The 22,480-nt window shown below is 65.2% G+C and carries 22 protein-coding genes; 9 read left to right on the top strand and 13 right to left on the bottom strand.

What is annotated here, in order from left to right:
* Positions 1 to 201 precede the first annotated feature (201 nt).
* Positions 202 to 1,287: a redox-regulated ATPase YchF gene (gene ychF, locus ACVWY0_RS01865; RefSeq protein ID WP_485835202.1), complete on the bottom strand. Its 1,086-nt coding sequence runs from the start codon at positions 1,285 to 1,287 to the stop codon at positions 202 to 204.
* A 131-nt stretch (positions 1,288 to 1,418) separates the two neighbouring features.
* Here ychF and ACVWY0_RS01870 point away from each other — a divergent pair, with 131 nt between their 5' ends.
* Positions 1,419 to 2,627 carry a DNA recombination protein RmuC gene (locus tag ACVWY0_RS01870; protein WP_485835203.1) on the top strand — a complete coding sequence of 403 codons (1,209 nt, stop codon included), beginning with the start codon at positions 1,419 to 1,421 and terminating at the stop codon, positions 2,625 to 2,627.
* Positions 2,628 to 2,648: 21 nt separating this feature from the next.
* On the opposite strand, the gene ACVWY0_RS01875 is transcribed toward ACVWY0_RS01870, so the two are convergent.
* Positions 2,649 to 3,728: a 4-hydroxy-3-methylbut-2-enyl diphosphate reductase gene (locus ACVWY0_RS01875; RefSeq protein WP_485835204.1), complete on the bottom strand. Its 1,080-nt coding sequence runs from the start codon at positions 3,726 to 3,728 to the stop codon at positions 2,649 to 2,651.
* On the bottom strand, positions 3,725 to 4,588 hold the full coding sequence (locus ACVWY0_RS01880) for a hypothetical protein (protein WP_485835205.1): 864 nt from the start codon (positions 4,586 to 4,588) through the stop codon (positions 3,725 to 3,727). The genes ACVWY0_RS01875 and ACVWY0_RS01880 overlap by 4 nt, the downstream gene beginning before the upstream one ends.
* Before the next feature lie 221 nt (positions 4,589 to 4,809).
* On the opposite strand from ACVWY0_RS01880, the gene xseA reads away from it, so the two are divergent.
* Positions 4,810 to 6,135, top strand: a complete 1,326-nt coding sequence (xseA, locus tag ACVWY0_RS01885; protein WP_485835206.1) for an exodeoxyribonuclease VII large subunit — start codon at positions 4,810 to 4,812, stop codon at positions 6,133 to 6,135.
* Complete coding sequence (locus ACVWY0_RS01890) at positions 6,116 to 6,334, top strand: exodeoxyribonuclease VII small subunit (RefSeq protein WP_058931826.1); 219 nt, start codon at positions 6,116 to 6,118, stop codon at positions 6,332 to 6,334. The genes xseA and ACVWY0_RS01890 overlap by 20 nt, the downstream gene beginning before the upstream one ends.
* Positions 6,335 to 6,392: 58 nt before the next feature.
* Here the strand turns inward: ACVWY0_RS01890 and ACVWY0_RS01895 are convergent, their stop codons facing one another.
* The 6 genes from ACVWY0_RS01895 to ACVWY0_RS01920 form a co-directional block, all read right to left on the bottom strand.
* Complete coding sequence (locus ACVWY0_RS01895; protein WP_485835207.1) at positions 6,393 to 7,247, bottom strand: polyphosphate kinase 2 family protein; 855 nt, start codon at positions 7,245 to 7,247, stop codon at positions 6,393 to 6,395.
* Positions 7,248 to 7,295: 48 nt separating this feature from the next.
* Positions 7,296 to 8,516, bottom strand: coding sequence for a pyridoxal phosphate-dependent aminotransferase (locus tag ACVWY0_RS01900; RefSeq protein WP_058931824.1), 1,221 nt, complete (start codon positions 8,514 to 8,516; stop codon positions 7,296 to 7,298).
* Between the two features lie 122 nt (positions 8,517 to 8,638).
* Entirely contained in the window at positions 8,639 to 9,598 is a 960-nt protein-coding gene (locus ACVWY0_RS01905; protein WP_485835208.1) for an ABC transporter substrate-binding protein, read from the bottom strand.
* Positions 9,595 to 10,341, bottom strand: coding sequence for an ABC transporter permease (locus tag ACVWY0_RS01910; protein WP_485835209.1), 747 nt, complete (start codon positions 10,339 to 10,341; stop codon positions 9,595 to 9,597). Before ACVWY0_RS01910 ends, ACVWY0_RS01905 begins: the two co-directional genes overlap by 4 nt.
* A complete protein-coding gene (locus ACVWY0_RS01915; protein WP_485835210.1) occupies positions 10,338 to 11,048 on the bottom strand; it encodes an ABC transporter permease in 711 nt (236 codons plus the stop codon). The genes ACVWY0_RS01910 and ACVWY0_RS01915 overlap by 4 nt, the downstream gene beginning before the upstream one ends.
* Positions 11,048 to 12,148 (bottom strand): ABC transporter ATP-binding protein, encoded by a 1,101-nt coding sequence (locus ACVWY0_RS01920; protein ID WP_485835211.1) that lies wholly within the window; start codon positions 12,146 to 12,148, stop codon positions 11,048 to 11,050. Before ACVWY0_RS01920 ends, ACVWY0_RS01915 begins: the two co-directional genes overlap by 1 nt.
* A 230-nt stretch (positions 12,149 to 12,378) precedes the next feature.
* On the opposite strand from ACVWY0_RS01920, the gene ACVWY0_RS01925 reads away from it, so the two are divergent.
* A complete protein-coding gene (locus ACVWY0_RS01925; RefSeq protein WP_485835212.1) occupies positions 12,379 to 13,407 on the top strand; it encodes a pirin family protein in 1,029 nt (342 codons plus the stop codon).
* Here the strand turns inward: ACVWY0_RS01925 and ACVWY0_RS01930 are convergent.
* Both ACVWY0_RS01930 and ACVWY0_RS01935 read right to left on the bottom strand, forming a co-directional pair.
* Complete coding sequence (locus ACVWY0_RS01930; protein WP_485835381.1) at positions 13,393 to 14,322, bottom strand: N-acetylglucosamine kinase; 930 nt, start codon at positions 14,320 to 14,322, stop codon at positions 13,393 to 13,395. The two genes, ACVWY0_RS01925 and ACVWY0_RS01930, sit on opposite strands and share 15 nt — an antisense overlap.
* A 127-nt stretch (positions 14,323 to 14,449) precedes the next feature.
* The gene (locus tag ACVWY0_RS01935) at positions 14,450 to 15,436 is read right to left on the bottom strand and encodes a LysR substrate-binding domain-containing protein (protein WP_485835213.1); all 987 of its coding nucleotides are present in this window, start codon (positions 15,434 to 15,436) and stop codon (positions 14,450 to 14,452) included.
* Between the two features lie 92 nt (positions 15,437 to 15,528).
* On the opposite strand from ACVWY0_RS01935, the gene ACVWY0_RS01940 reads away from it, so the two are divergent.
* Together ACVWY0_RS01940 and ACVWY0_RS01945 are read left to right on the top strand one after the other, a co-directional pair.
* Positions 15,529 to 16,815: an MFS transporter gene (locus ACVWY0_RS01940; RefSeq protein ID WP_485835214.1), complete on the top strand. Its 1,287-nt coding sequence runs from the start codon at positions 15,529 to 15,531 to the stop codon at positions 16,813 to 16,815.
* Between the two features lie 121 nt (positions 16,816 to 16,936).
* The gene (locus ACVWY0_RS01945; protein WP_056344094.1) at positions 16,937 to 17,440 is read left to right on the top strand and encodes an Lrp/AsnC family transcriptional regulator; all 504 of its coding nucleotides are present in this window, start codon (positions 16,937 to 16,939) and stop codon (positions 17,438 to 17,440) included.
* On the opposite strand, the gene ACVWY0_RS01950 is transcribed toward ACVWY0_RS01945, so the two are convergent.
* Positions 17,437 to 18,678 (bottom strand): MFS transporter, encoded by a 1,242-nt coding sequence (locus tag ACVWY0_RS01950; RefSeq protein ID WP_485835215.1) that lies wholly within the window; start codon positions 18,676 to 18,678, stop codon positions 17,437 to 17,439. The two genes, ACVWY0_RS01945 and ACVWY0_RS01950, sit on opposite strands and share 4 nt — an antisense overlap.
* 168 nt (positions 18,679 to 18,846) lie before the next feature.
* Here ACVWY0_RS01950 and ACVWY0_RS01955 point away from each other — a divergent pair, with 168 nt between their 5' ends.
* From ACVWY0_RS01955 to corA, 3 genes are read left to right on the top strand one after another with little or no spacing between them, the layout of a single operon-like run.
* On the top strand, positions 18,847 to 19,383 hold the full coding sequence (locus ACVWY0_RS01955) for an Lrp/AsnC family transcriptional regulator (RefSeq protein ID WP_485835216.1): 537 nt from the start codon (positions 18,847 to 18,849) through the stop codon (positions 19,381 to 19,383).
* A gap of 9 nt (positions 19,384 to 19,392) precedes the next feature.
* A complete protein-coding gene (locus ACVWY0_RS01960; RefSeq protein WP_485835217.1) occupies positions 19,393 to 19,818 on the top strand; it encodes a DUF1761 domain-containing protein in 426 nt (141 codons plus the stop codon).
* A 1-nt stretch (position 19,819) separates the two neighbouring features.
* Positions 19,820 to 20,815 carry a magnesium/cobalt transporter CorA gene (corA, locus tag ACVWY0_RS01965; RefSeq protein WP_485835218.1) on the top strand — a complete coding sequence of 332 codons (996 nt, stop codon included), beginning with the start codon at positions 19,820 to 19,822 and terminating at the stop codon, positions 20,813 to 20,815.
* A gap of 47 nt (positions 20,816 to 20,862) precedes the next feature.
* Here the strand turns inward: corA and ACVWY0_RS01970 are convergent, their stop codons facing one another.
* Complete coding sequence (locus ACVWY0_RS01970) at positions 20,863 to 22,458, bottom strand: ABC-F family ATP-binding cassette domain-containing protein (protein WP_485835219.1); 1,596 nt, start codon at positions 22,456 to 22,458, stop codon at positions 20,863 to 20,865.
* Positions 22,459 to 22,480: the final 22 nt, after the last annotated feature.

Consider the following 22,480-nt stretch of genomic DNA (forward strand, 5'->3'; position numbering starts at 1 on the left):
AGTTTCTGTTCCTTAGACAGTCAGAAACCTAGGCGGAAAGCGGCGTGCGTCAGTTAAGGCGCGCTCAAAGCACCCACGGATGAGTCAGGAGAGCCACAAAAACCGACTAACGCGATCGGCAGCACTATGTACCAGTACGCCACCAGGAGTGCACGAAAATCGCGCCCAGGCTGTGCCAAGGCGCGATTCTCGTAGATGGGGCTAGACGTTGAAGCGGAACTCCACTACATCGCCGTCAGCCATCACGTACTCTTTGCCTTCAATGCGTACCTTGCCACGGGACTTGGCTTCCGCCATGGAACCGGCCTCGATGAGGTCATGGAAGGAAACCACTTCTGCCTTGATGAAGCCGCGCTGGAAGTCGCTGTGGATGACGCCTGCTGCCTGCGGCGCGGTGTCGCCCTGGTGGATGGTCCAGGCGCGTGTTTCCTTCGGACCGGCCGTGAGGTAGGTCTGGAGGCCCAGGGTGTGGAAGCCCACGCGTGCCAGCTGGTCGAGGCCGGACTCATCCTGGCCGTTCATTTCCAGCATTTCGCGCGCCTCCTCCTCGTCCAGCTCCACGAGGTCGGATTCGAGCTTCGCATCCAGGAAGATGGCGTCCGCCGGGGCCACCATGGCCCGCAGCTCGTCCTGCTTCTCCGGGCTGCCCAGGATGCCTTCGTCGGCGTTGAAGACGTAGATGAACGGCTTCGCGGTCAGGAGGCTGAGCTCCTTGAGGTGCTCCATCTCCAGCTTGTCACTCTTGATCGAGGAGAAGATGGTGTCCCCGCGTTCCAGGACCGCCTGTGCAGCCTTGATGGCTGCCAGCTCGGCGGCTTCCCGCTTCTTGATCTTGACTTCTTTTTCGATCCGGGGAATGGCATTTTCAATGGTCTGAAGGTCAGCCAGGATCAGCTCGGTGTTGATGGTTTCCATATCAGAGCGGGGATCCACTTTGCCGTCGACGTGGATGACGTCGGGATCATCAAACACCCGGACAACCTGGACGATGGCCTCGGCCTCACGGATGTTGGCAAGGAACTTGTTGCCCAGGCCTTCGCCCTCCGATGCGCCTTTCACGATGCCGGCGATGTCCACGAAGGACACCGGGGCGGGAAGGAGCCGCTGCGAGCCAAAGATGTCAGCCAGCTGCTGGAGCCGGGGATCCGGCAGGTTCACGACGCCGACATTGGGTTCGATGGTAGCGAACGGATAGTTCGCAGCCAGCACCTGGTTCCGGGTCAGTGCGTTGAAAAGAGTTGATTTGCCGACGTTGGGCAGTCCGACGATGCCAATAGTAAGAGCCACGAGCATTGATTCTACCGGTTGCCGGACGCACGGGCCCCAGCCGGTCCCCCGCGGTGTCGGCACCTTGGTGGAAGGGGTGGCCGAATATGTCGGTTCCGTAAATTGTCACAGGGTCATGCCACAGTGAGGATATGGATGCTTTAGCCCTGATTCTTGCCCTGTTGATGCTGCTGGTGGGTGCCGTCGCCGGCGCCGCCGCCGCCTACTTTTCCCTGCGCCGGCACAGTCGTGCCCTGGAGGAAGACTTCGACGCCGTCTCGTCCCGCCTTTCCGAGGTCAGCGCCCAGTTCGCCGCCGCGGACGCGGAGCGCCGCCTCCTTTCCCTGCAGAACCGGGAGCTCGGCGAGTCCCGCAACCAGGACGGGAGTGTGCTCCGGGCACTTGCCCCGGTGGCGGAAAAGCTGACCGCGGTGCAGCAGCAGGTGGCACTGCTGGAACGCGACCGCCTGGAACAGTACGGCCAGCTGGCGCAACAGCTGCAGGAGGCCAGGCTGTCTGATGCCCAGCTGATCCGGTCCACACACGCCCTCGAGTCTGCCCTGCGCTCCAATAGTGCTCGTGGACAGTGGGGCGAGGTTCAATTGCGCCGCGTGGTTGAAGCATCGGGGATGCTCAAGCACGTGGATTTCCTGGAGCAGGTCCACAGCGCCGGAAATGATTCAGCGGTCCGCCCCGACCTCGTGGTCCAGCTTCCGGGCCAGAAACAGCTGGTGGTGGACGCCAAGGTGCCGTTGTCCTCCTACCTGGAGGCCCAGGAGCTGGGTGCGCGTCAGGATTCGGGCACAGCAGGGAACCCCGGCAGCCAGCCATCCCTGCTGGCTGCCCACGCCAAGGCGCTGCGGGCACACGTGGACGCGCTCAGCAACAAGAAGTATTGGGACATCCCCGGGAACTCCCCCGAGCTGGTGATCTGCTTCCTGCCGGCCGAATCCATCCTGGCCGCCGCTTTGACGGCCGATGCGACGCTGCTGGACCATGCGCTCTCGAGGAATGTGGTGCTCGCCTCGCCAAGTACGCTGCTCGCAGTGCTAAAATCGGTGGCTTTCACGTGGCGCCAGGATGTGCTGACGGACAGTGCGCGCGAACTGTTCGACCTCGCCCGCCAGCTGTACGAACGCATGGGAACGCTCGGCGAAAACGTGGGCAAGCTGGGTTCGTCCCTGAAGTCCTCGGTGGACCGGTACAACGCCCTGATCGGCACCCTGGAAGCGCGGATCCTGCCCACCGCACGGAAGCTCAATGCCATGGATGAATCCGGGCTGCTCACCCCGCCGGCACTCGAGGTCACGCCGCGTTCGTTGGCGGCCCCGGAGTTTCAGCAGGACGAAGCCGCCGCCTGACGCATGGCCGGCGGCGGCCTGTCAGTCGCGGGACCGGCGTCCCCCGAGCGCCCGGCTGACGTCTCCGGCTTCCTTCAGGGTTGCGCGGAGCTCCTTGGGCAACGAGAAAAGGAGGTCTTCTTCGGCCGTGACAACTTCTTCCACGGAGCCATAGCCGTAGTCGGCCAGCAGGCGCAGGACGTCCGTGACCAGGATCTCCGGCACAGAAGCCCCTGACGTGACTCCGACCGTTGCCACGCCTTCAAACCACGCCTCGTCCACTTCGTTGGCGAAGTCCACACGGTAGGAGGCCTTGGCACCGTACTCCAGCGCGACTTCCACTAGGCGGACCGAGTTCGAGGAGTTGGCCGATCCCACCACAATGACCAGGTCAGCCTGGGGGGAGATCTTCTTGATGGCCACCTGACGGTTGGTGGTGGCGTAGCAGATGTCGTCGCTGGGCGGATCCTGCAGGGTGGGGAACCGATCCTTCAGCAGGCGGACCGTTTCCATGGTCTCGTCCACGCTGAGGGTGGTCTGGGACAGCCAGATGACCTTTTCCGGATCCCTGACGGTTACCTTGTCCACTTCATGCGGACCGTTAATGATCTGGATGTGTTCCGGGGCTTCGCCGGCGGTGCCCTCAACTTCTTCGTGACCGTCATGGCCGATCAGCAGGATGTCGAAGTCGTCTTTGGCGAACCTCACGGCTTCCTTATGAACCTTCGTCACCAACGGGCAGGTGGCATCAATGGTGCGCAGCCCGCGGTCTTCGGCTGACTGGACGACGGCCGGGGATACGCCGTGGGCGGAAAAGATCACCAGGGCGCCTTCCGGGACCTCATCCGTCTCATCGACGAAGATGGCGCCCTGTGCCTCCAGCGAGCTCACCACGTGGACGTTGTGCACGATCTGCTTCCGGACGTAAACCGGCGGACCGTAGTGTTCCAAGGCCTTCTCGACGGCGATCACGGCTCGGTCCACACCGGCGCAATAGCCGCGGGGCGCAGCCAAGAGTACCTTTTTGGGACCGGTCACCGGAGCCGCGGCGGCTACGTCCTCAGGCGAGCGCCGCCTGCGCGGGACAGTTGGCATCGAGAGGGACACAGCTGAGGAAGTCATCCCTCCATGCTACCGGGTTGGGGCCGCCGCCCCGGCGAGGCGATCCGGATCACAAGGGCCGCCGCAACCAGCACACCGCCGGTTATCGCTGCACCACCTACCCAGGATTGGAAGCTACTGGAAGCGGCCTCCACAAACGCATCTTTGAACATATCCGAAAGCCCATTGCCGCTCGCCGCCCCCACAACGGCATCCCTCGCGAGTTGCGAGCCGGCAGACCACAGACCGGCCAGTACCAGCGCCGCAAGTCCCACAGCGAAAACCACTGACCAGCGACGGCGGGCGGAAACCAGGGCCAACGCAAAGGCGATTCCCGCTCCGATGGCAAGGGAGTAGCCGAGCGGCGCGTAGGCGGACACCCTCTCGACCATTTGGCGCTGCTCAGGCTCTCCGACGTTGACCAGCGTCTGCTCCGGCGCAGTCAGCGGGAGTCCGGTGGTGCGTGCGAGCTCCTCCGTCGCCAGCGCCACCAGGGGTGCCACGTCCAACGTAAGCGACGACGGGGAGTCAGGTTCGGCGGGAACCGATGCGGGTGCGGCGAAGCTGAGCCGGTGGCTCTTCCGTAGTGTTTCCTCCCAGGCCGCCGGGTATCCGGGCAAGGCTGTGAGGGAACCGGCAGCCGCCTCAAGCACTGGCGTGACCAGACCTGCCAGGGCGTCCGGGATGGCCCCTGTATCGATGGTGCCCACAGCGGCCGCGGCGAGCCGCTGCTGGAATTCTGCGTCCTGCCCCAGGGGAGCGGCCAGGGCCACATAGCCATCCTCCTGAACCACGTTGCGGTCAAGCCAGATGGCGGGTACGGCCAGGGCGGACAGCAAAACGCCCACGACGACGGCGATGGCTGAAACGAAGGTGCGCAAAACGGGTCCTCACGGGTTGGCGGCAGCACAGCCATCATAGGGCTGGTGTCTGGACAAAGAATGTCAGTCTCGGGTGATACAGCTTATGGATAAGGTTGAATGGCAACCGCCAGCTCACTGACGGCAGTCCGTTAACTGACAGCCGCCATTCAAACACGAACCGCCACCTGCCGAACAAAGGACCGCCATGCCGCCACCCACAGCTTCCCGGGGCAGCGGACATGTCTGAACAGGCTGCGCTGCCGGGCACAGCTGCCACCACGCTGCCCGCCACGGCCGCTGAGACCAGCCCGGACAATCCATGGCCACTGCAGTTGCTGTCCCAGAAACTCAAAGCCCATATCGACCGCACACCGTCCGCATGGGTCGAAGGCCAGGTCATCGAAATGAACCGCCGCGGCGGTAACGCGTACCTCACCCTCCGGGACGTGGACGCGGAAGTTTCCCTGCCGGCGTCGGTCTGGACCAAGGTTCTGGACCGGCAGAACATGCCCCTGGAGCGCGGATCCCGCGTGGTGGCCCTGCTCAAGCCGGAGTTCTGGCTGAAGACCGGGCGGCTCAACATGCAGGTCAGGGACATCAGGCCTGTAGGGCTTGGCGACCTGCTCGCGCGGATCGAACGGTTGCGCCAGGCCCTCTCCGCCGAGGGACTGTTCGCCGATTCACGGAAGAAACCACTGCCGCTGCTCCCCCACCGTATCGGCCTGATCACCGGACGGGACTCCGACGCCAAGAAAGACGTCGTCCAAAACGCCGCACTCCGCTGGCCCGCAGTTGAATTCGAGATCCGGGAAGTGGCGGTCCAGGGCAACACTGCGGTCTCGCAAATTATCCGCGCCCTGCAGGAACTGGACAACCGCCCCGACGTGGACGTCATTGTCATCGCCCGGGGCGGCGGAGCCCTGGAGGACCTGCTGCCTTTCAACAGCGAGGAACTGATCCGTGCTGTCGCGGCCACGGCCACCCCGGTGGTCAGCGCCATCGGACATGAGGCGGACCGTCCCCTTCTCGACGACGTGGCGGACCTGCGCGCGTCGACGCCCACTGATGCGGCCAAGCGGATCGTGCCTGACGTTGCCGAGGAACTGGCGGGCGTGCGCCAGGCACGGGAGCACCTGCGCAGGAGCATCGGCAGGCTCGTGGACAGGGAATCGGACCGGTTGTCCGCACTCCATTCCCGGCCTGTTCTGGCCACCCCGGAAGCCATGGTCACCGGACGAGCGGAGGAAATCGAACGCCTCCTGCGGAGATCATCGGCCGCTGTCAGTTCAACGGTGGTACGGGCAGCTGACCAGCTAGTTCACCTGCAGGCCCAGGTCCGTGCCCTGTCACCACAAAAGACGCTGGACCGCGGCTATGCCGTGGTCGAACTGGCCAACGGCCGGCCGGCCCGTGCCACTGACGCCGCCGGGCACGCCGTGGTCCGCGACCCTTCGGAGGCGCCGTCGGGAACTGCGTTGTCCGTACGCGTGGCACAGGGCCTGTTCGGCGCCACGTCCACTGGGGAACTTCAACAAGGAGAAGCACATGCCCGAAACAAAGCCTGACCCGGAAATCCAAGCACTGAGCTATGAGGAAGCCCGCGAACAGCTGGTGCAGGTGGTGGGGAAGCTTGAGGCGGGCGGCGCCAGCCTCGAGGAATCCCTGGCACTCTGGGAACGCGGCGAAGCCCTGGCAAAACGCTGCGAGGAGTGGCTGGAAGGCGCCCGCAAGCGGCTCGCTGCCGCCCGCGACCAGCCGCTCTGACCGACCCTCTGACCACCCAGTGCGGGCCTACCCCTCGGAACAACCCGCCCCAAACAGGTCAGGACCGTTCAACCAATTCCCGTTCGATGGGGACATCGAACTCGGCTTTGGGCCATTCCAGCTTCATGTCAGACAGCGCGCCCAGCACCAACTGCTGCACCGCGATCCTCGCGTACCATTTTTTGTTGGCCGGAACCACATGCCAGGGTGCCGCTTCCGTGTTGGTCTCGTCGAAGGCAGCCTGGTAGGCCCCCATGTAGTCGCCCCAGAACGCCCGCTCCTTGAGGTCACTGCTGCTGTATTTCCAGTGCTTGGCGGGGTTGTCCAGCCGGGCAAGGAGCCGGGCCTTCTGTTCATCCTTGCTGATATAGAGCATCACCTTGATGATTTTGGTTCCGGCATCGGTCTGGCGCGCCTCGAACTCATTGATGGCCCGGTAGCGGCGCCTAAGTTCGGCAGGCGTCGCCCAGTTATGAACCCGGTGGATCAGGACGTCCTCATAGTGGGAGCGGTCGAAGATGCCCACCATGCCCGCTCCAGGCACCTCCTTCTCGATCCGCCAGAGGAAGTCATAGGACTTCTCTTCCTCGGTGGGCGCCTTGAAAGCCTTGAACTGGACGCCCTGCGGATCCATGGTGGCCATGACATGGTTGACAATTCCGCCCTTGCCCGCGGTGTCCATGGCCTGCAGGATCAGCAGAAGCCGTTTTTTCCCGCCGAAGCGCGAGGCCGCGAACAGCTTTTCCTGAAGTTCGGCCAACGCGCCGTCCAGTTCAGCCAGAATTGTCTGGCCATCGGCTTTGTTGCCCTTGTAACCGGGCGTCGCGTCAGGGTCGGCGTCGGCCAACGAGAAGCCTTTCCCCACCCTCAGCGTATCGACGGGGTGCTGCTTGAACTCAACCAAGTCGGCCATCGGGGTCCTTCCCAAGGTTCCACGCGCCGGAAGGCGCGTCACCACAGGCTAGTTCCCCTGGTACCGGCTAAGGAAGTCCCCCATGCGTCCGATCGCTTCTTCAATGTCCTTGACGTTCGGCAGCGTGACCATGCGGAAGTGGTCAGGCCGGACCCAGTTGAACGCCCGGCCGTGTGACACCAGGATTTTCTGCTCCTTCAGCAGGTCCAGGACAAATTTCTCGTCATCACGGATGTGGAAGACTTCCGGATCCAGGCGCGGGAACAGGTACAGCGCGCCACGGGCCTGCTGCGTGCTCACACCCGGGATCGCGTTGAGCATGTCGTAGGCCTTGTTCCGTTGTTCCAGCAGCCTGCCGCCGGGCAGGATGAGGTCATTGATGCTCTGGTAGCCGCCGAGCGCGGTCTGGATGGCGTGCTGGGCGGGCACGTTGGCACAGAGGCGCATGTTGGCCAGGAGGCTGATGCCCTCCAGATAATCCGAGGCATCCTTCTTCGGGCCCGAGATGGCCATCCAGCCGGCGCGGTAGCCGCAGACGCGGTAGGCCTTGGACAGCCCACTGAAGGTGAGGCAAAGGACGTCGTCGCCCGTCAGCGCGGCCATGTTGATGTGCACGGCGTCTTCGTACAGGATCTTTTCGTAGATTTCATCGGCGAAAAGGATCAGGCCGTGCTTCTCGGCCAGCGCCACGATCTTCTTCAGCGTCTCTTCCGGATAGACCGCGCCCGTGGGGTTGTTGGGGTTGATCACCACGATGCCCTTGGTGCGCGGCGTGATCTTGGCTTCAAGATCCTCAAGGTCCGGCTGCCAGCCTGATTCCTCATCGCAGAGGTAGTGCACGGGCTTCCCGCTCGCAAGGGCAACGGAAGCGGTCCACAGCGGGTAGTCCGGCGTAGGGATCAGCACCTCATCGCCGTCGTTGAGCAGCGCCATGAGGGACATGGTAATTAGTTCGCTGACGCCGTTGCCCAAGTAGATGTCGTCCACATGGATGTTCTGGATTCCGCGGGTCTGGTAGTACTGGGAGACCGCGGTCCGGGCCGAGAAGATGCCCCGGGAGTCGCTGTAACCCTGGGCATGGGGCAGATGGCGGATCATGTCCACCAGGATCGCGTCCGGGGCTTCAAATCCAAACGGCGCAGGGTTTCCGATGTTCAGTTTGAGGATCCGGTGACCCTCCGCCTCCATCTGCTGGGCGGCCTGAAGAATCGGTCCACGGATGTCGTAAAGGACGTTGTGAAGCTTGGTGGACTGCTTGAATTCTGCCATCCATCAAATATGCCATATGACGGATGTACTTCCGTTGAGACCTCGCACACAAGGACGACGGCGGCTGCCGGCCCGCGTGGGTCCGGCAGCCGCCGTCGTAATTTACCTCAAGGGGTCAGTCGCTACTTGACGATGCCCTTGTCCTTCAACCAGGTGGCGGCAGCGTCCTTCGGGTTCTGCTTCTGGCTGCCGCTGACTGCCCGGTTAAGGATCACCAGATCCTCGGTGGTCAGGGCCTTCGATACTGCGTTCAGGGCGTCCTTGGCCTGGTCGGTCATGTTTGCCTTGTTGTAGAGCGGCAGGACCTGCTGGGCCTTGAAGTTGTTCTTGGGGTCCTCCAGCACCACCAGGTCGTTGTCCGCGATGGACGGAGTGGTGGTGTAGATGTCAGCCACCTGGACGTCGTCGGTCAGCAGTGCCTGCAGGGTCAGGTTGCCGCCGCCGTCGCTGAAGGGTTTGAGGGCCTTGAGCTCGCAGCCGTAATTTTCCTTAAGGCCGGGGAATCCGTAGGGCCGAGTCTCGAACGTGGCGGGCGCCGCCATGGTCAGGTCCTTGCATACCTTGGCCAGGTCTTCGATGGTCTTCAGCTGGTACTTTTCCGCGGTGGCCTTGGTGACCACCATGGCGTCCTTGTTCTCAGCCTCGGAAGCCTCCAGGACCGCCAGCCCCTCAGGGAGCTTGTCCGGAAGGGCCGCATAGACATCGTCTGCCGACACCTCGGCAGCTTCGGGATCAACATGGGTGAGCAGGTTCCCCGAGTACTCGGGCACAACGTCCACGGAGCCGTCCTGGACAGCCTTGAAGTAGATCTCACGTGAGCCGATATTGGGCTTGGTGGTCGCCGTGATGCCGGCGGCGGTCAGTGCGCCGGCGTAGATCTCAGCCACGATCTGGCTTTCCGGGAAGTCAGCCGAGCCGACGGTCAGCGATCCCCCGCCCGCGCCACCGCTTCCTGCAGTGGTGCTGGGGGTGGCCAGCGGGTCGCCGCCGCCGCAGGCCGAGAGCGCGACGGCAAGGCCGACGCCTGCAGCCATGCCAGCCAGTGTCCGGCGGGTAAGGATTGTCCTGGTGTTCTCTTTCATGGGGTGCCTCCTTGAACAGCAGCTGGCGCAGGCGCGGCAACTGGGAGATCGGCGGTGACCTTCTGGCCACCGCGCAGATCGGTTTTAAGGCCCGGCGAAAGAAGGACTCTTTGCACCGCGGCCAGGATGAGGTCAACAAGGATGGCCAGCCCTGCAATCAGCAGGGACCCGGCAAGCATCCGCGGGAAGTCCTGCAGGACCAACCCGTCAAAAAGGTAGCGGCCCAGTCCGCCCAGCGGCAGGTACGCAACGACTGAAACCGTGGCGATGACCTGCAGGACGGCGGTGCGGAGGCCACCGAACATGACCTGCAGCCCGTTGGGCACTTCCACCCGGAACAGGATCTGCAGTTCAGTCATACCCACTGCCCGTGCAGCGTCCACCACAGCGCTGTCCACACTCGAAATTCCGGCGTACGTTCCTGCGAGGAGCGGCGGCACGGTGAGGATCACCAGGGCCCAGACCGGGGGCATCAGGCTGCTTCCGGCCAGCAGGGCGAAGAGGACCAGCAGGCCCAGGGTAGGCAGGGCCCGCAGCGCCCCGGCTACGGCAACGGCCACCACGCGCCCGCGGCCCGTGTGCCCGATGTAGAGCCCTGCAGGAACTGCGATGGCAGCGGCAATCACCAGCACCAGACCGCTGTACTGGAGGTGCTCCAGCAGCCGGACCGGGATGCCGGAACTGCCGGTCCAGTGAAGGGGATCGGCAATCCAGGCCAGGGTGTCCGTCAAAATATTACTCATCGTGCAGCCCCCGCGTGGACGTTGGCCTCCGCCAGGTAGCCGGCGCTAACAGGAACGGACGGCCCGGACGCCTTGGCGGCCCGGGTCCACGGCGTCAGCAGCCGTTCGAGGAGGACCAGCACACCGTCCATCAGCAGCGCGAGCAGCAGGATGGCGATGATCCCCACCACCACTTCGGTGACGAAGTTCCGTTGGAGTCCATCGGTGAACAGCATGCCCAGGTTCCCCACGCCCAGGAGTGCCGCGACGCTCACCAGCGAGATGTTGCTGACGGAAACCACCCGCAGCCCGGCAAACAGGACCGGAAGGGACAGCGGCAGGTCGACTTCGATAAAGCGGCGCCAGGGCTGGTAGCCCATGGCGGCTGCGGCCTGCCGCAGGTCCTCCTCCACGGAATCAAACGCGTCAAGGGCTGCACGGACCAGCAGTGCCATAGCGTAGATGCTCAGCGCGACAATGACATTGATGGGGTCCAGGATCCGCGTGCCCAGAATCGAGGGCAGGATGATGAACAGTGCAAGCGAGGGGATGGTGTACAGCAATGAACTTGCGGTCACCACCACGGACCGCAGCGCGGGATGGACACGGGCCAGGTGCGCCAGCGGAATGGAAATAAGCAGCCCCAGGACCATCGGAATGAGGGCAAGGACCAGGTGCTGGCCTGCCAGTCCCATGACCATGCCGCTGTTTGCCAGGAACCACTCCATCAGAGCGCAGCCTGCCTGACCTGGCGGGCTTCTTCAATGACACTTAGGACGTCCTGTGCCCTGACGGTTCCCAGGACCTTGCCTTCGCCGTCCACCGCCACACCTTGGCCGGAAGGGGACGAAAGGGCCGAGTCCAGTGCCCGCCGCAGGGTCTCGCCGGGCCGGAAGAGTGACCCGCCCGGGATCAGCTCTGAGTCCGTCCCCGGCCCTGCCCAGCCCAGGGGGCGCATGTCCGGATCCACCACGAGCTGCCAGCCGGTCACCGCAGCGGGGTCGCCGGCGAACCGGCCGGCACTCATGACGAGCGTCGGCACCGGATGGATGCTCACGGCGTCGGACGTGGTGAACCCCAGGTGGCGGAAGCCGCGGTCCCTCCCCACGAAGGACGCCACAAAATCATTGGCCGGGGCCCGGAGGATTTCCTCGGGCGTGGCGTACTGGGCCAGCTTGCCGCCGACGGCGAGAACGGCCACCTTGTCGCCGAGGATGGTCGCCTCGTCGATATCGTGTGTGACGAAAACGATGGTTTTTGCGAGGTCCTTCTGCAGCCTCAGGAGTTCCTGCTGCAGTTCGTCACGCACCACTGGGTCAACGGCGCTGAACGGTTCGTCCATCAGCAGGACAGGTGGATCGGCGGCGAGCGCCCGGGCTACACCGACGCGCTGCTGCTGGCCGCCGGAGAGCTGGGACGGGTACCGCTTCCCGAGCGCGGAAGCCAGCCCGACGACGTCGAGCAGTTCCGTTGCGCGCTTGCGGGCCTCAGCCTTGGAAGCGCCGTTGAGCCGGGGCACGGTGGCGATGTTGTCCAGCACGGAACGGTGCGGCATCAGCCCGGAGGACTGCATAACGTAGCCCATGGACCGTCTCAGCTCCGCGGCAGGAACCGAGGTCACGTCCCGCCCGTCCACGGTGATCACGCCGGACGTCGGTTCCACCATGCGGTTGATCATCCGCAGCGAGGTGGTCTTGCCGCAGCCGGACGGCCCTACAAAAACGGTGATGGAGCCCCTTTCGATGGACATGGTGAGCTGGTCCACAGCGGGCTGCCCGCCCTGATACTGCTTGGTGACGCTCTGGAACTCAATCATGGCTTGGTCCATTCCCGGACTTACCTGTTCTGTTGGACGGCATCGGACAGTGTTGGGTCATAAGCTCACTGATATTTACGGTAACGCAATCCGTTGCCAGCGTAACCGGATCAGCAGGCAATCCGGGCAAGAGAATCCCTACTGTAATCATTCGTTGTACAACCCCGCGCGGATGGGTCCCGCCGATCACCGCGTGCCGTGCTGCGCTTACGCCTGACCCTGCCCGCGCCTAGAGTTGGACTGTGACCAACTTGGAGGTGGCTCCCCAACAGGAACTTTGTCCGCCCGCAGGCCCTGAAAGCTCATCCGGCCCTTGCCTGCAGCTCTGGCCCGAACGGGAGGTTCCGCTGGGCGGCGTGCGGGCCATGAACGTCCGGCGCACACTCCCGCAGCGCGGCCTGCCCACCATCGGGGCCTGGTGTTTCCTGGACAGTTTCGGTCCGGACCGCACTGCAATGTCCGTGCTCCCCCACCCGCACACCGGCCTGCAGACGGTGACATGGCCGCTTGCGGGGAACGTCCGGCACCGGGACAGCGTGGGCAGCGACGTGGTGGTCCGGCCGGGCGAGCTGAACATCATGACCGCCGGGCACGGGGTGTCCCACTCCGAGTTTGCCGTCCTGCCGGATTCCGACGCCGGCGCGCCGCTGCCCGTGCAGCGCGGCCTGCAGCTCTGGGTGGCGCTGCCGGACGCTGAACGCCAGCGCGAACCCGCGTTCGAGCAGCACCGGGAACTGCCCTCTGTGACGGGGCCGGGTTTCACGGCGACGGTGATGGTGGGCGACTTCGCCGGAGCGGTGTCACCGGCCACGATGTACTCCCCCATCATCGGAGCAGACGTCTCCTGCGAGGGCCTGGCCGTCCTGCCGCTGAACGCTCGCTTTGAGCATGCCGTCCTGGTGCTCGACGGCGGGCTGACGCTGGACGGGCAGGAGGTCCCGCCCGGGCCGCTGGGCTACCTGGGCACGGGGCGTTCGGCGCTGGAGTTCCAGGCCCTGCCCGGCACACGGTTCCTCCTGATCGGCGGGGAGCCTTTCCAGGAGGAACTGCTGATGTGGTGGAACTTCGTGGGCCGCACGCACGACGAAGTGGAGCAGGCCCGTGCGGACTGGGAAGCCCAGGCCGCACTGCCTGACGCTGCTGCCCGCGGAGCCCGCTACGGGCTGGTTGAAGGGCACGGCCCGGATGCGGGCGCAGAAGCCGGACGCATCCCCGCCCCCATCATGCCGGCCGTCAGGCTGGCACCCCGGAAGCGGTCAGTGGGCCCCTGACGCTTCCGAGACCAGCTTCAGGACGCCAAACACAGGGTCCTGGTCCAGGACACGGACATCGGTGACGCCGGCGGCGGCCAGGTGGCTCCGGAAAGAGTCCTGCAGCGGGATCACGTTCATGCCCAGCCCGCTGCCGAGAATTACCGGGCCGTCGATTCCAAGCTTCCGCAGGGCCTGCGCGGCCAGGCCGGCAAGGTCCTTGCCGGCCTGGTCCAGCAGCTCCTGGCTGACCGTGTGGCCCGCCGCTGCCGCGTCCACCACCAGGCGTGCCTGCTGGGCCCAGAACCGGCGGCCGGTGTCCGGGGAATGGAAGAGCGCAATCAGCCTGTTGGGGTGGTCCACTCCGCACGCGGCGAGCAGCGCAGCAGTCAGCTGGTCCGCCGGGAGTCCCTGGTTCATCCGGCTCAGGCTGTGCCGGACCGCCTCACGGCCGAGCCAGTAGCCGCTGCCTTCGTCACCGAGCAGGTAGCCCCAGCCGCCGGCCCGGGCCTCGTCGCCGGCGGCGTTCCTTCCCCAGGCTGCGGAGCCGGTTCCTGCGATCACGGCCACGCCGGTAGTGGCGCCGCCCGCGGCCAGCAGCAGCCGTGAATCGTGGACCACCGTGACTTTGGCTCCCGGAACATGGGGTTCGATCAGCGCGGCAAGGGCCGCAGCGTCGTCGTCGGTATCTATGCCACCGGCCCCGGCATACACCTGGGCCACCTGGCCGCCGCCGATCCGGGAGAAGAGATCCGCGAGGTTCAGTGCCGCCTGTTCGCGGCTGACGTTCTGGACGTTGGAACTGCCGGCGGACTCGTCGGCCACGGCAACCCCGTCCTCAAACCTGACGCCGCGGGTCTTTGTACCGCCGATGTCCAGGCCGATGATTACCCCCGCGAGGGGACCCGGAGCGGCCGCGGACGCGGCGCCGCCCAACGGGTGGTGTCCGGAAGTTGTGGTTTGGGGGTGCTCGCTGTCAGTCACGTCCCCCAGCCTACTGAAACGCTGCCGGCGAATCGCTGCCGGGCCGCGGGACGCCGTCGTGTCTCAACGCCGTGGCGCCCTATCCGCTCCCTGAACGGGCGGCCACCAGCCCCGCCAGTAACCGGGGACCCTCTTGCAGGACCATCTCCCGGAAGAAGCGGACAGGATCGGGCTCGGCGTCGGGGCCGGGTTTCCGCAGGCGCCAGCCCAGCCCGATTTCGCGGAACGCCAGGCCGGATTCCAAGGCAAGTTCAACCCAGCCCAGGTTGCCTGTTTCCGGGCTGATGTGGCGCCCCGGTGCATTGCCGCCGGGCGGCAGGATGCTGACGCCAAGGCCCGCGGCGACCAATCCACGGGCGGTGTGGGTGTCCTGGCTTTCGAAGGCGATCCGCGGCCGGAAGCCTGCCTCGCGGAACAGCGCATCGGTCAGTGACCGCATGCCGTACCCCGGCTCCAGCGCCACGAAGGGGTCCCGGCGGATGTCCTGCATCCTGACGCTGTCCCGTCCGGCCAGCGGGTGGCCGTGGTGAACCACCAGCCGGAGGGGCTCACGGTAAAGCGACGCCGAGGAGATAGTGCTGCTTGCCGCCGGAACGGGGGCGGTCAGTGCCAGGTCCGCCTGGCCCGAGGCGAGCTCCGAGAGACATATGTCCCGCGCCCCCTGGCTGAGGATGAAACCGGCCTCCGGGTGGCGGCTGCGGAAGGCACTGATGAGCAGGGGCAGGGTGGCCTCGCCGAACGTGTGCTGAAAGGAGAGTGACACTTTTCCCCGCACCACGTCCGACTCGTGCCGGACCAGGTCCAGTCCGGCCTGGAATTCGGTCAGGGCCGACTCGATGTACGGCAGCAGCGTCCTGGCGGCCGCTGTGAGGCGGATGCCCCGTCCGTCCCGGATCAGCAGTTCGGTTCCGACGACGGCGCTGGCCCGGGACAGTGCCCGGCTCACCGTGGACTGGGGTACTCCAAGGAGCTCGGCCGTTTCCGTGACGTGCTGGGTCCGGCCCAGTTCAGCCAGGATGGGGAGCAGCGGCAGGAGCTTCACCAGCTGCTTGTGGTCGGCGTGCATTGGCTCAACTCTTCCAAACGTTGCATTCTTGATATCAATCATAGCTAAAACATGCATTGGAAGCATATATTCCAGAAGCCTACCCTTGAGCTATGCCACAGAATGCCGCAGCCCCAGGAACCTGCAGCCCACCGCAGGGTGACTGGGCGGGACATCCCAAAGGCTCCGCCGCCTACAACAAGATCCTGGCCGGCCTGGCCTTCGCGGGCGTGGCAACGTTCGCCCAGCTGTACTCCACCCAGGCGGTCTTGCCGCTCCTGGCTGCAGACCTGAAGGTGACCGCGGCAGAGGCCGCGTTGACCATTTCACTGGCCACCGTGGGCCTGGCCATCACCGTCATTCCGTGGTCCTTCCTCGCGGACAGGATCGGCAGGGTCAAGGCCATGGCATGGGGAATCTCCGCCGCCACCATCCTGGGCTTGCTGGTACCGCTCGCCCCCACTTTCGGCGCCCTGCTTACCTTGCGGCTGCTTGAGGGAATGGCACTGGGCGGGATCCCGGCCATCGCCATCGCCTACCTGAACGAGGAAGTGAACAGGGCCCATGCGGCCATGGCCGCAGGCAGCTACGTTGCCGGCACAACGCTGGGCGGGCTGGCCGGCCGGCTGGTGGCAGGCCCGGCAGGTGAGTTGTGGGGTTGGCGCACAGCCGCACTGGCGGTTTCCCTGCTGGCAACAGTCGCCGCTGTGCTCTTCCTGGTCCTGGTCCCGAAGGCGAAAGGGTTCACCGCCGCCAAGGCCGCCGGGCTGCGCGGTGCCATGGCGACGCTCGGCGGGCATGTGCGCAATCCCCGGCTGCTGGCGCTCTACATCCAGGCCTTCTTCATGATGGGCGGGTTTGTGGCCGTCTACAACTACCTCGGCTTCCGGCTGTCCGCTGAGCCTTTCACGCTGCCTGCCACCCTGATCAGCCTGATCTTCCTGGCGTACCTTTCCGGAACGTTCTCTTCCCGCTGGGCCGGCGGGTTGACGGCCAGGTTTGGCCGCAGGAATGTGCTGCTAGCTGGCATCGCCCTGATGGTGGCCGGGCTGGCGCTGACGCTCACGCAGCTGCTCGCCCTGATCCTTGCCGGCCTGGTGCTCTTCACAGGCGGCTTCTTCGCGGCCCACAGCATCGGTGCAGGCTGGACCGGAAGCATCGCCACCACGGGCCGCGCCCAGGCGTCGTCGCTCTACAACCTGGCCTATTACCTGGGCTCGAGCGTCATCGGCTGGGCCGGCGGACTGGTGTTCCAGTCCCTGGGCTGGACGGCGCTTGCCGTGGCAATCATGGCCCTGGCGTGCATCACGGCGGTGACAGTCGCCGTCGTACATCCGCGGGGGAACGACGAAACCGCACGGGCCGCCACACAAGGGCGGGCGGAAGCCGCGCGGCCGTAGAACTATCCGCCATTAAGTGGCAAGTGTGTCTGGCGATTGTTCGGCAGGGATGGTTGAATTCCGGGGTGATCAACAGGAATCCGGCGTCTAGGATGAACTGACGGACATTCAAGGAGATTCCATGAGCAGCAACCCAAAAAGCATCCGGCCGGCCAGCCACTTTGAGCCGCTGGATGCCATCGATGAACGGCTTCTGGCCGCCTTGGTGGACGATGCACGGATCTCCAACAAGCAGTTGGCAGAACTCGTGGGCATTGCACCGTCCACCGCGCTCATGCGGACCCGCGCATTATCCGAACGTGGCATTGTCCAGGGATTTGAGGCGAAGCTCAGCCTCTCGGCCATCGGCAGGTCCGTCCAGGCGCTCGTGGCCGTCCGGTTGCGGGCCCACGACAGGGACCAGATCGACCGCTTTACAGCCCGCGTTCCGCACCTGCCCGCGGTCCTCTCCACCTTCCACACGTCAGGCTCCGTGGACTACCTGCTGCACATCGCCGTTGCCAGCACCGAGGACCTGCGGGACTGGGTCCTGGACAATCTCGCCACCGACCCCGTGGTGGGCCACACCGAGACCACCCTCGTCTTTGAGCACATCCAGGGGAACCACGGCCCGCTGCCGGACTAGGCTGTCCGCTGCAGCGCTGTCCGAAGCGTGACGGCGGACAGCGCCAGTGCGGCGGCGCTGCACAGCACTACGAAGCCCGTGACCGCCGTCGGCAGCCCGAACACCGCTGTGGCCCAGCCCAGTCCAATGACCGGCACGGCGCTGCCCAGGTACGTGATGACATAAACGGTGCTGATGACCTGGGCGTGCTGTGACGATTCCACCTTGGCGGCCACATCATTGAAGACCGTGCGGAAGGCGACCCCCTGGCCCAGCCCCGCGCAGACGCTGGCGGCGGCCAGCAGCAGCGGACTGCTCCAGGCGGCCGCTGCAGCCAAGAGCAGCACCGAGGCTCCCAGGACCGCCAGCCCCGCGGGCACCACAAAGCGTCCCCGCACGGACAGTACCTGGCTCAGCGCGGAGGCGGCGAGCGTCATCCCGGCCAGGGCGCCGATCAACGGCCGTGAATCGGTCTGAATGATCGGGGCGAAATAGGCCGGTGCCAGCGACAGGCAAAATCCAAAGACGGAGAAGCTGAGGAATCCGACGGCGGCCGCAAGCCAGAAAGCGCCCCGCGCCTCGGTGGACACCGAAGGCCGGCGGGGAGCCAGGACCAGGACGGGCCGACGGCCAACCGGAGGCTTGATGGCCGGCCGGGCCTGAAGCAGGTACAGCGGCACCAGCATTGCCGCCAGGACGAGCGAGTGAACGTAGTACGGGGCGGTGGTGGGCCCCGGCAGCAGCGACAGCAGGCCGCCGATGACCGGACCGGCTGCCACGCCTCCCGCCGTCGCCAGAAGGGTGAAACGGGTGGCCCACTCCGGCCGGGTCGGGAGCAGTTCCCGCAGTGCGGCTGCGCTGGCACCCGTGGCCAGGGCAACGGCCACACCCTGAAGGGCCCGTCCGGCAGAGAGCGCCACGAGGTTTTCGGCCTGCGAGAAGACCCAGCTGCCCGCCAGTCCGGCGAGTACAGCCAGGATGAGCGCCGCCCGCCGGCCGATGTGGTCCGACCAGTGCCCGGCCAGCATCAGCGTTGCCACCAGGGCCAGGACATAGCTGGCAAAGGCCGCCGTGACGCCGAGTGCCGAGAGGCCAAGGTTTGCCTGGAGCAGCGGATACAGGGGCGTGGCCAGGTTCGCACCGACCAGCAAAGTGAAGATGACGGCGCCGGCCATCACCAGCCGTGCGGTGGTGGATGCATCCCAGCCCTGACGCCCGGCGGTGGCCGGACGCATGCGGAGTTCACTGAAGACTGTCATTGGCGCTGCCTTGGCGTCGACCGGGGCGGGAGGTCCTTGTGGGAAGCCGCCCCTGGTGGGAATTGATACCTACAGAATGCTTCAGGGCTGACTGATCGGGCGTTAGTTCGTGGAACAATTGAGCAAGATACGCAATTCTTTACGGCGCCAATAACTGAAAGTGACAGTTTGCCTACCCTTGATCCCACTGACCTGAAGGTCCTCCTGGAACTCATTCACGATCCCCGCATCCAGATCGGCGAGTTAGCCGAGGCGCTGGGGATTGCGCGCAACACAGCGCAGTCGCGGGTCCGGCGCCTGCTCCGGGCCGGAGTGCTGCACGACGGCGGCCGCGAGATCGACCTCGAGGCCGTGGGGTACGACGTCGTCGCCTTCGTCACGATCGAAGTGACGCACCGGGAACTGGACGGAGTTGTGGGCGCCCTCCGACTGCTCCCCCAGGTCCTGGAGGTGCATGAGATCTCGGGGCGAGGTGACGTGTGGTGCCGTGTGGTGGCCACCGATACGCACAACCTGCAGTCCGCCCTCCGCCAGATCCTCCGCATCAAGGGCGTCATCCGAACCGAAACTGTCCTGGCTCTCCACACCCATATTCCTTACCGGACCGAACCCCTGATCAGGCGCCTCGCACAGGCCGTGCCCGGCACCCCAACACGGCCCAAGCAATTGACCGAGCGCGGCGGCGGGCCCCCTGTAGGCAGTTAGGATTCGAGCATGGATTGGCTTTCGCATATTTCACAGATCAACTGGCTCGCCGTGGCGCTGGCCTTCATCTCGAGCATGGCCATCGGCTTTGTCTGGTACATGCCGGCCGTGTTGGGCAAGCGGTGGATGGCCGCCATCGGAAAGACTGAAGAGGACCTCAAGAACATCAGCGGCGGCGCGGGAATCTGGGTTCCCATGATGGTTGCCGCTGCCTTGACCGCCGTCCTGCTGGCTGTCCTGATCAGCAAACTGGGCCTCGACAACGCTGTGGCGGGCGGCGGGTTCGCCCTGGTGCTCGCGCTGGTGTTCCGCGCCGGCGGGCACGTCATCCATGACGGGTTCGCGGGCCGTCCCACGGCTGTCACGCTGATCGATTCCGGACACGATCTGCTCGCCATGACGGTGGCCGGCGCGATCATCGGGGCAATGTCCTGACGTGACCATCATCGACAATGCCGTCTACGTGGACGGCGTACGCAGCGCGGAGCCGGAGAGCCTGGAACAGACCTTCGAAACGCTCTCGGAGCACGGGGGCATGGCGTGGATCGGGCTGTACCGGCCCACGGCGGCGGAAATGACGGCCGTTGCCACCGAATTCGGGCTGCACGCCCTGGCGGTGGAGGACGCCATCTCGGCGCACCAGCGGCCCAAGCTTGAACGCTACGAGGACAATCTTTTTACGGTGCTGCGCCCGGCGCGGTACCTGGACGCCACCGAGACCGTGGAGTTCGGCGAGCTGCACATCTTCACCGGCCGGAATTTCGTGGTCACCATCCGCCACGCCGAAATGGCCGGCGTTGCCCGGGTCAGGCGGCGCCTTGAAGGCCGCCCCGACCTGCTCCGGCACGGCCCGGAAGCCGTTCTCTACGCTCTGCTGGACCTTGTGGTGGACGACTACGCACCGGTGGTGGCCGGGCTGGAAAACGACATTGACGAGATCGAGGACCAGCTCTTCAGCGGGGACACCACCGTCTCCCGCCGCATCTATGAACTGGCCCGCGAAGTCATCCAGTTCCAGCGCGCCATCCATCCCCTGCCGGACATGATGCAGCAGCTCAAGCGTGGCTTTGAAAAGTACGGCGTGGACTCTGAACTGCAGCACAGCCTGCGGGACGTCGAGGACCACGTGGAGCGGGTCATCTCGCGAGCGGATTCTTTCCGCGACCTACTGCAGAACGCCCTCACGCTGGACGGAACGCTGACCGCCAACCGGCAGAACGAGGCCAGCGCCGAACAGAACGAACAGGTCAAGAAGATCTCCTCCTGGGCGGCGACCTTCTTTGCGCCTTCCCTCGTCGCCGGCGTCTACGGAATGAACTTCGACCACATGCCCGAACTCCACTGGTCCCTTGGCTACCCGATGGCCATCGCGCTGATGGCCGGCACCGCAGGCCTGATGTACGCCATTTTCAAGAGGAAAGGCTGGCTGTAGGGCTTTAGGGCTGGCGGCGGTGCGTCGCCCTCAGGCTCCCCGGAGCCTCAGGCGACGTGGAGTTCCACACTCCCGTGGCCCGAGGCTGCAGCGCTGAATACCAGCCGGCGGTTGGCAATCTTGTCGGTGAAGAATCGGTCGTGGCTGACCACCACCACTGCCCCCGGGAAATGGAGCAGGGCACGCTCCATAACCTGGGTGCTGGAGAGGTCCAGGTGGTTGGTGGGCTCATCCAGCAGCAGCACCGAGGCGCCCGAGAGCAGGCATTGGGCCATGGCCACGCGGGCACGCTGGCCGCCTGAGAGGTTGCCGATCTTCTGCTTCAGATCAGCTTCGGAGAACTGGAACATAGCCAGGAACCTGTTCACTGACTTCTTCGTCGCCGTCAGGGCCAGGCTGTCAGGCATCGCGTTGACCGCATGGGTGACCGTGTCGTCGTCGTCCAGTTCCTCCAGCACCTGGTTGTAGGAGACCATTCCGGCGCCCTTGGCCCAGGCCACGCTGCCTGAATCGGCCGGCTCTTCGCCGGTGAGCGCCCGGAGCAGCGTCGTCTTCCCGCTGCCGTTGGATCCGATGACGGCGATGCGGTTGCCGCGCCCGATCTCGAAACTGAGGCCGCTGAACAGCGTCCTGCCGCCGTAGGCCTTGCTCAGGGATTCCACCCGGCACAGGACATCCTTGACGTACAGGCCGCCGTATATCTCCGTGATGATCTGGTCCACGGGCCGGGGCGCCCGGGACTTCTTTATCCTGGCCAGCTGGTTTGCCAGTCCCTTGCCGGCCGCCTTGGCCGCTTCCCGCCGGTCGGAGATGCCTTCGGCCTCGAAGGCCAGCAGCTCGGACTCGTGAACGAACTGGCTCTCCAGGCTCTTGAGCTTGAACTGCTTCGCCACCACGTATTCGGCGAAGTTTCCCGGGTATTCGTGGAGGTGGAAGTTCTCCACTTCGATGATCCGGGTGACAACGGAGTCCAGGAACTTCCGGTCGTGCGAGACGATGATCGCAGCGCCTTTGAAGGTCCGGAACCAGCCTTCGAGCCATTCGACGCCGGCCACGTCAAGGTAGTTGGTGGGTTCATCAAGCAGGAGGAGGTCCGGGGCTTCCAGCAGGATCTTTGCCAGTGCGGCCCGGTTCCGCCAGCCGCCGGAGAGTTCGTCGATGGCGCAGGTGCGGTGGTGGTCGGTGAAGCCGAGGGTGGTGAGTACTTTATCGATGCTGCGCTGATAGTCCCAGCCATCCAGCCGGTCCATCGCCTCAAAGAGTTCGGACTGGCGGTGGATGAGTTCATCCAGCCGTGCTGCGTCCGAGGAATCGGCGGCGATGGCCGCATCGATGCCGGCCAGCTCGGCTTCGATCTCTTTCACGTGGGCGAAGAGCCCGTCCAGGACCTCCGCAATAGTGGATCCGCCGTTCAGCTCTGAGAACTGGGAGAAGTAGGCGGCCTTGGTTCCGAGCTCGACGGCGACGGTCCCGGAATCGGGAGCCACCTGGCCCTGGATCAGCTTCAGGATAGTGGACTTGCCCGAGCCGTTCTTGCCGATCAGGCCAACCCTGTCCCCGGCTTCAAGCTTGAAAAAGGCTTCGCGGAGAACCTGGGTTTTGTCAAAGCTCACGTTCACGTCGTTCAGCCGGATCAAACTCATTGATGGTGTCCAATCCAGTCAT

The sequence above is a fragment of the Arthrobacter sp. UYNi723 genome (assembly GCF_054057635.1).

Coding starts and splice junctions, on each gene's coding strand:
- ACVWY0_RS01870 (WP_485835203.1), top strand. CDS start 1,419: ATGGATGCTTTAGCCCTGATTCTTGCCCTGTTGATGCTGCTGGTGGGT.
- ACVWY0_RS01875 (WP_485835204.1), bottom strand. CDS start 3,728: ATGACTTCCTCAGCTGTGTCCCTCTCGATGCCAACTGTCCCGCGCAGG.
- xseA (WP_485835206.1), top strand. CDS start 4,810: ATGTCTGAACAGGCTGCGCTGCCGGGCACAGCTGCCACCACGCTGCCC.
- ACVWY0_RS01890 (WP_058931826.1), top strand. CDS start 6,116: ATGCCCGAAACAAAGCCTGACCCGGAAATCCAAGCACTGAGCTATGAG.
- ACVWY0_RS01895 (WP_485835207.1), bottom strand. CDS start 7,247: ATGGCCGACTTGGTTGAGTTCAAGCAGCACCCCGTCGATACGCTGAGG.
- ACVWY0_RS01900 (WP_058931824.1), bottom strand. CDS start 8,516: ATGGCAGAATTCAAGCAGTCCACCAAGCTTCACAACGTCCTTTACGAC.
- ACVWY0_RS01905 (WP_485835208.1), bottom strand. CDS start 9,598: ATGAAAGAGAACACCAGGACAATCCTTACCCGCCGGACACTGGCTGGC.
- ACVWY0_RS01910 (WP_485835209.1), bottom strand. CDS start 10,341: ATGAGTAATATTTTGACGGACACCCTGGCCTGGATTGCCGATCCCCTT.
- ACVWY0_RS01915 (WP_485835210.1), bottom strand. CDS start 11,048: ATGGAGTGGTTCCTGGCAAACAGCGGCATGGTCATGGGACTGGCAGGC.
- ACVWY0_RS01920 (WP_485835211.1), bottom strand. CDS start 12,148: ATGGACCAAGCCATGATTGAGTTCCAGAGCGTCACCAAGCAGTATCAG.
- ACVWY0_RS01935 (WP_485835213.1), bottom strand. CDS start 15,436: ATGCACGCCGACCACAAGCAGCTGGTGAAGCTCCTGCCGCTGCTCCCC.
- ACVWY0_RS01940 (WP_485835214.1), top strand. CDS start 15,529: ATGCCACAGAATGCCGCAGCCCCAGGAACCTGCAGCCCACCGCAGGGT.
- ACVWY0_RS01945 (WP_056344094.1), top strand. CDS start 16,937: ATGAGCAGCAACCCAAAAAGCATCCGGCCGGCCAGCCACTTTGAGCCG.
- ACVWY0_RS01950 (WP_485835215.1), bottom strand. CDS start 18,678: ATGACAGTCTTCAGTGAACTCCGCATGCGTCCGGCCACCGCCGGGCGT.
- ACVWY0_RS01960 (WP_485835217.1), top strand. CDS start 19,393: ATGGATTGGCTTTCGCATATTTCACAGATCAACTGGCTCGCCGTGGCG.
- ACVWY0_RS01970 (WP_485835219.1), bottom strand. CDS start 22,458: ATGAGTTTGATCCGGCTGAACGACGTGAACGTGAGCTTTGACAAAACC.